The following is a 7,291-nucleotide window of genomic DNA, read 5'->3' as shown; positions in this document are numbered from 1 at the left end:
CTCCAGAAGATCCCTGTCTATCTCAAGATCAGAGTCTCCCTTCACGCTCGTGGCGCAAGATCAACGAATACGAACGAGCCGCCTAAAACCCCAGGTCAACACCGGTGGCCGAGTTCTGGCACCCCACAGGGGGTAGTGATGGTGCGATATGGATGTTTATGACCGTTTCGGGGCCCATTATGGGTTCGCGGTTCGCTGTCGTCGGCGTGCGACTGTAAAGCCCGACTTCGGCACTCCGCCTGTTGCCGTCATCATGATCTGGGCAGGCTGAGAGTGAGCTGCGTGTTGCTCGGTGTGGGGGTTGGCGGATGAGATCTCAGCGAACGCCACCGAGCCGGGATCCGCCGGCGGTGGTGCGGACGGAGCTGCTGCATGAGACGGAGCAGACCCGGGTGACTCGGCTGGTGTTCCCGGCTGGGAGTGTGATCCGGAAGGAGCCGCTGGGACCTGGCTCGCAGCGGCGGTTGCGTCATGAGGTTGAGGTCCTCGAGCGTCTGGTCGGGGTCGGGGGGGTCGTGCAACTGGCGGACGGTGTGTCGACCTGCCCGGGGTCGATCCTGCTGGCCGACGTCGGCGGTGCGGCGCTGTCCGGGCGGACCATGCCACTGGAGCCGGCCGAGCTGGTCGATCTGGCCGGATCGCTCGCGCGCACCGTGGCGGCGATGCACCGGCGGGGTGTGGTGCATCGGGACATCAGCCCGGCGAACATCGTATTGGGTGGGGATCGCGGCGTGCCACACCTGATCGACTTCGCGTTGGCTACGAACTGCGCGGAGGTCGAGCCGGGGTTCCTCCACCACAACGAGATCGTCGGGACGGTGCCGTACCTGGCGCCGGAGCAGACCGGCCGGACGGGCAGCCCCATCGACCAGCGGGCCGACCTGTACGCGCTCGGGGCCACCCTCTATGAGCTGGCGACCGGCACACCACCGTTCGGCGCGGGCGACCCCCTGCGGACAGTTCACGACCATCTCACGCGAGTGCCGGCACCGCCGGCGGCGGTGAACCCGTCGCTGCCGGTCGACATGTCGCGGATCATCCTGCATCTGCTGGAGAAGGAGCCGGACGATCGCTACCAGAGCGCGGACGGGCTGGCGCACGATCTCGCGCTGGTCCACCGCGGCGCCGCGGTGGTGCGTCCCGGCGAGCACGATCTTCCGGCGCGGCCGCTGACGCCGTCCCGGCTGGCCGGCCGCGACGAGGAGATCGCCGAGCTGGGCTCGGCGTTCGCCGACGCGCTGGCGGGCCGCTGCCATGGAGTCCTCGTCAGCGGCCCGCCGGGGGTGGGCAAGACGTCCCTGGTCAACGCGCTGCGGCCGATCGTGGCCGGTGACGACGGCTGGTTCGTGGCGGGCAAGTTCGACCAGTACCGCCGGGACCAGGAGTACGACGCAGTCCGCCAGGCGCTGCGGGCGCTGGGTCGGCTGCTGCTGGCCGAACCGGAGGCCTGTCTGGTCGAGGTGCGGGAGCGGCTCCTGCGGGCGTTGGGACCCAACGCCGGCCTGGCCGCCGCCGTCGTGCCGGAGCTGGCGGCGCTGCTAAGGGTTCCCCCGGCGCTGGGGGACCCGATGACTGCACAGGTGCGAGCACAGCGCGTCGCAGTGGAGACACTACGCGCCGTTGCCTCCCGGGAACGCGCGGTGGTGTTCTTCGTCGACGACCTGCAGTGGGCCGGGCGGACGCCGCTGGGCTTCCTCGACCTGATCCTCGGTGGCGAGGAACAGATCGAGGGACTGTTGCTGGTCGGCGCGTACCGGGAGAGGGAGGTGGACGCCACCCACCCGCTGGCGCCGATGCTCGCCCGCTGGAGCCGCCAACCGGCCGGGCCGCAGCACCTGCGGTTGGGTAATCTGCCGCCAGCAGACCAGACGGCCATGGTCGCCGACCTACTGCGCCTGTCCCCAGAGCGCGGCGCGGAGCTCGCACGGCTGATCGCGCCGTCGACCGCGGGCAATCCGTACGACACGGTGGAGCTACTCAACTCGCTGCGCCATGACGGCGTATTGGCCCTCGGAGACGATGGTTGGCGATGGGAGCAGGCCATGCTGCGCCGCCGACTGGACTGCGTGGACGTGACCGGGCTGCTGCGTGCCCGCGTGGCCGTGTTGTCGCCGGCCGCCAGAGAGATGCTGGCCATGATGGCGTGCCTGGCCGGCCGAGTGGAACTCGACCTCTTGGAGGTCGCCGCCGGGCTTGCGGCGGATGAGATCGAGCGGCGGCTCGCCCCCGCGTTCACCGACGGGCTTCTCGTGCTGGAATCCGACGGCCGGCAGAGCGTGCGCTTTCGTCACGACAAGGCCCAGGAGTCCGTCCTGAGCGGCCTCACCCCGCAGGCCGAACGCGCCATGCGACTGTGCCTGGCCCGGGCTCTGGCCGACCGACCTGAGCTGTTCGCCGTGGCGGCGGCGCAGTACCTGCTCGTGGTCGACGCCGTGCACACCCCCGAGGAACGGCGACTGGTGGCCGGTCTCTTCCGGCGCTCTGCCGACGAGGCGAAGCTGCTGAGTAACCACCCCTTGGTGGAGAGGTTCCTGACCGCGGCGTTGAGGCTCGTCGACCCGGCGGACACCGACCAGTTGATCGACGTCCACACCGGCCGGCACGCGGCCCTGTACATGCTCGGGCGGCTTGAGGAGACCGACGAGGAGTACCAGACCATCGGCCGGCTGTGCACCGATCCGGCGCAGCGCACGGCGGCGACCCTGGTGCAGGTCAGCAGCCTCACCAGCCAGGGCCGCACCGCCGAGGCGATGCGGCTTGGCCTCGACCAGCTGCGACAGCTCGGCCTCGCCGTCCCGGATCAGGACCACCTCGACGCGGAGATCGACCGCAGACTCGACGCGCTCTACCAGTGGATCGACCAGACCAGCGAATCCGACGATCTACGGCGACCGCGAATCACCGACCGTTCGCAACTCGACACCGCCAGGATCATCAACCGGCTCATGCCCCCGGCATACTTCTCCGACCAGAAGATGCTGGCCTGGCTGACCGTGACGACGCTGGAGATATGGGCACGGCACGGCCCGGATCCCACCCTGCTCGGCCCGGCCGGCCACATCACCTTTGTGACGGTCGTCCGCAGACGGGACTACCGAACCGGGTGGCGCGTGATGCGGCGGATCCTCGCGGTCTGTCAGGCGCGCGGCTATGAGCCTGACGTGTGGCAGGTGTGGTTCCTGTATGCAGCCGGTACCTGCCACTGGTTCGACCCGCTCGAGGACAACCTGGCTGCGGCGCGCCGCGCGCTGGAGGGCCTGCTCCAGGGAGGTGACCTACAGAACGCGTGCTGGACCCACTACGTACTGATGTCCACCATCCTGGACTGCGCACCACTGCTTGATGCGTTCGTTGCTGAGATCGACGAGGCCCTGGCGTTCACCAGACGCACCAGCAACGGTAACGCCGAGGAGACGTTCCGGGCCTATGGCCAGCTGGCGAGAGTGCTGCGAGGCGAGGTCGTCACCTCGGCGGCCGGTGAGGAGGCCCAGCTCGGCAGGCTGGCCGCCAACCCGTTCGCCGCTGCCCACCTGCACATTACCCGGGCGCTCGCTGCAGCCATCCTCGATCAGCCGGGCGAGCTGGTCCGACGCACGGCGGCCGCAATGCCGTTGCTGCCGTCTATCCAGGCGCTCTATCCGATGGCGGTGGCGTACCTGCTGCGAGCCATGGCGTTGGCGGGCCAGGCCCGCACGGCGGAAGCGGGCCAGCGTGGCGCGGTGCTGGCCGAGCTGGACGAGGCGATCGAATGGCTGACCGTGCGCGCAGCCGACGCGCCGGCCAACTTCCTGCACCTACTGCGCCTGGTGGAGGCGGAGCGGGCCTGGACCACCAGCGACTTCCGCGAGGCGGCGTACACGTTTGATGTGGCACAGCGAGAGGCATCCATACGGGCGCGACCGTGGCACCGGGCGCTGATCCTGGAACGCGCCGCACGGTTCTACCTGGCCCACGGCATGGAGGAAACCGGCCATCTGCTGCTGGCCGCGGCCCGCCGCCAGTACCTGGCCTGGGGCGCGACGGCGAAGGTCAGCCAGCTCGACTGGGCCCACCCGAAGCTACGAGTTGAGCCCACGGCTGCGGAGCCGGCCGACCAGCCATCAGCAGAGCCTTCTGCCCGCCGCTCCACCGTCACAACCGGCACCATCGACCTGCTCGGCATCATCGCGGCCTCCCAGACGCTCAGCTCCGAGACCACCCTCGACGGCCTCCGGACCAGGGTCGCGGGAATCCTGTCAGCCATGACCGGAGCCACGGACGTTCACTTCCTGCTACGTGACCAGCAGGACCGCGGCTGGCTGGTATCCGGCGGCGGCGGCACGGTCTCGCTGCCGGAGGCCGGCCGGCGGCGGATGCTGCCGGCCTCGGTCGTCCGGTACGCCGAACGCACCCGCGAGCCTGTCGTCGTCGCCGACCCCACCCGCGACGACCGGTTCCGCCACGACCCGTACTTCACCGACCTGAACCGCTGCTCGCTACTGGCTGTACCCATCATGATCCGAGGCGAGCTGCGGGCGATGCTGCTGCTGGAGAACCGGATAATCTGCGGCGCGTTCTCCACCGAACGCCTCGAAGGGATCATGCTCATCGCCGGGCAACTGGCGGCCTCGCTCGATAACGCCCTGGTGTACGCGTCGCTGGAACGCAAGGTCGCCGAGCGGACCCAGCAACTCGCCGCCGCCAACCGGCGGCTGGAACAGCTCTCGCGCACCGATTCGCTCACCGGACTACCCAACCGGCGACGCCTCGACGAAGTCCTCGACGCCGAATGGCACGAAGCCCAATGCAACGCCGCACCCATCGCGCTGGCAATCATCGACATCGACCACTTCAAGCTCTACAACGACCACTTCGGACACACCGCCGGCGACCGGTGCCTCCAGCGGGTCGCCGCCTGCCTGGCCGAGAACGTCCGTAGCACCGACACGGCGGCCCGCTACGGGGGCGAGGAGTTCGCTGTGGTCATGCCGGACACCAACTCCGACACCGCCGTCCGCCTGGCCCGACATCTCTGTTCCGCTGTCGCGGCGCTGACCGAACCACATCCGCTGGTCACCGACCGCATCGTCACCGTGAGCATCGGGGTCGCGGGGATCACTCCCACTCCCGGTGACACCATGGCGGTGTTTGTCGAGCTCGCCGACGTCGAGCTCTACCAGGCCAAACGCGGCGGACGCAACCGGGTAGAAATGCACTCCCACACCCCGCATCGCGATAAGTACTCGGTCCGGACTGTGCGGACGAACCGTTCGGCGTAGGCGTTCGCCCGTGGGGTTCGGGGTGGGCGCGGCCGTCATCGACGCCCTGCCCGGCCTGGGCAAGACGACGATCGCGAACGTGTTCGCCCGCGGCTTCGACCGCGCCCAGATCCGCCGGCACGGGCCCGTCACCGACGAGGGCCACGAACGCCTCCCGGTGTTCCGGGTCGGGCTGACGTCCAACACCACGCTGCGGACACTGAACCGGATGATCTGCGAGTTCTACGGCCACCCCGCGACCAACCCGGGCCACCGCCGCCGAGCTCGCCAGCCGCCAGCCGCCAGTCAAAAGGGATGTCGTCGATCTGTCCCCTACTGGACGCTGACGGTGGCGCGGTGGTGGCGCGGTTCCTCGATCTCGTCGAGCAGCGCGATCGCGAAGTCCGCGTGTCCGATCCGGCTGGCCGGGTCGCCATGCTCGGCGATCCGGTACCGGCCGGTGCGCGTCCCGTCATGGTCGAAGTCCCCGGCGGGAGCGACGTACGCCCAGTCGAGTTCGCTGGCTCGAAGCTCGTCGAGGCCCGCCAGGTGGCCGAGGGAGAAGGAACGGTACTCGTTTGGGTAGCCGGGCTCGTCCATCAACGCGGCGCCGGATGCCCCGGGCAGGACCGAGGAGAGGCCGACGACCACCAGGCGGCGGACCCCTGCCGTCGCCAGACCGGTGGCCAGCGCGCGAGACGATGCGGTGAAGAAGTCGTGTGCTGGCACGGACAGGTCAGCCGCGGCGCTGACGGCCGCGTCTTGTCCGGCCGCTGCACGCTCGACGCTCACCGCGTCCGTGACGTCACCGGCCACCACCCGGATGTCGGATGGCAGGTCGCGGTGGCGTGCGGGGTCGCGCACCACGGCGGTGACCCGGTGGCCGCGCCGACGTGCCTCGGCGACGGCCTGCCGCCCTGCACGCCCGCCCGCGCCGAACACCACAATGTTTGTGCCAACCGCGTTCACGGCAACCGCCTCTCCTCGGGCCGGTGCTGCCGCGCCGGCCGGTGCGCGGACGCTATCGGGGACGGCGGTTACCACGGGGATACCGGTTGTCTGGCTATCGTGAGGCCATGAGGGAGCCCCTGCGCGCCGACATGTTCGACGAGCTGTGCCCGTCCTCGCTCAACCCGGTCCGCTTCGGCGACAAGTGGGCGGCGCTCATCATCCGTTGCCTCGAAGACGGGCCGCGCCGGTTCTCCGAGCTGCGCGTGCCGCTGAGCCGGGTCACTCCCAAGGTGCTCACCCAGTCGCTGCGAGCCCTCGAACGGGACGGCCTGATCACCCGCAGTGTCCTGGATGCCAGGGCCACTCTCCATGTCGAGTACGAGCTGACCGCGCTTGGCCGCAGCATGCTGGAGCCGATGGCGGTCGCCTGTGCCTGGGTGGAGCAGCACTGGGACCAGCTCCTCAACGCCCGCGAGGCATACGACCGCGCCATCCGTTTCGACCACGCCGGATGATGCGGCGACCTGTGGGTGCCCGAAACTCGTCCGCAGGACCGGACCAGGGCTTCTGTCTCATCCGATGATCGATAGTCCTTCCCCGGAGGGGATCGGACACCTGTACCTCTACCGGCTACAAGCGCTCTTGACCGGGACACCACCACGTGGATGATCGTGGCCATGGCGGTCCGGCTGATCTACCTCGTCTTCTGTCGACTGGTCGGCTGGCTGGGGCTGGTGGCACGAGGATCTCGGCGGCAGAAGACGCCGAGATCCTCGTGCTCCGCCACGAACTCGCCGTGCTACGCCGCCAAGTCGCCCGGCACCGTTCTGCTGGGGCTACCGCCGCATCCACGGCGAACTCGTCCGACTCGGCTACTCGGTCGGGGCCAGTACCGTCTGGACGATCCTGCGCTCCGCCCAGGTCGATCCCGCACCCCGCCGCGCAGGCCCCACCTGGCGACAGTTCCTGCACGCCCAAGCCCACGCCATCCTCGCGTGTGACTTCTTCACCGTCGACACCATCCTGCTGAGCAAGCTGCACGTCCTGTTCTTCATCGAACTGGACTCCCGCCGGGTGCACCTCGCCGGGGTCACCCGCCACCC

At 69.5% G+C, this 7,291-nt stretch carries 2 protein-coding genes and 2 pseudogenes; 2 read left to right on the top strand and 2 right to left on the bottom strand.

The features are described from left to right. Positions 1-308 precede the first annotated feature (308 nt). Positions 309-5,218 (top strand): annotated as a pseudogene (locus CC117_RS06810) (diguanylate cyclase). On the opposite strand, the pseudogene CC117_RS40875 reads toward CC117_RS06810, so the two are convergent. After that, positions 5,210-5,284 (bottom strand): annotated as a pseudogene (locus tag CC117_RS40875) (integrase core domain-containing protein); the annotation flags it as partial. The pseudogenes CC117_RS06810 and CC117_RS40875 overlap by 9 nt on opposite strands. 286 nt (positions 5,285-5,570) lie before the next feature. Continuing rightward, positions 5,571-6,206, bottom strand: coding sequence for an NAD(P)-dependent oxidoreductase (locus tag CC117_RS06805; protein ID WP_071082904.1), 636 nt, complete (start codon positions 6,204-6,206; stop codon positions 5,571-5,573). Positions 6,207-6,313: 107 nt separating this feature from the next. Between CC117_RS06805 and CC117_RS06800 the strand changes: the two genes are divergently transcribed. After that, positions 6,314-6,703 (top strand): winged helix-turn-helix transcriptional regulator, encoded by a 390-nt coding sequence (locus tag CC117_RS06800; RefSeq protein WP_071082903.1) that lies wholly within the window; start codon positions 6,314-6,316, stop codon positions 6,701-6,703. Positions 6,704-7,291: the final 588 nt, after the last annotated feature.

The sequence above is a fragment of the Parafrankia colletiae genome, assembly GCF_001854655.1.
Classification (GTDB): Bacteria; Actinomycetota; Actinomycetes; order Frankiales; family Frankiaceae; genus Parafrankia; species Parafrankia colletiae.
This window is presented reverse-complemented; position numbering and strand designations above follow the sequence as displayed.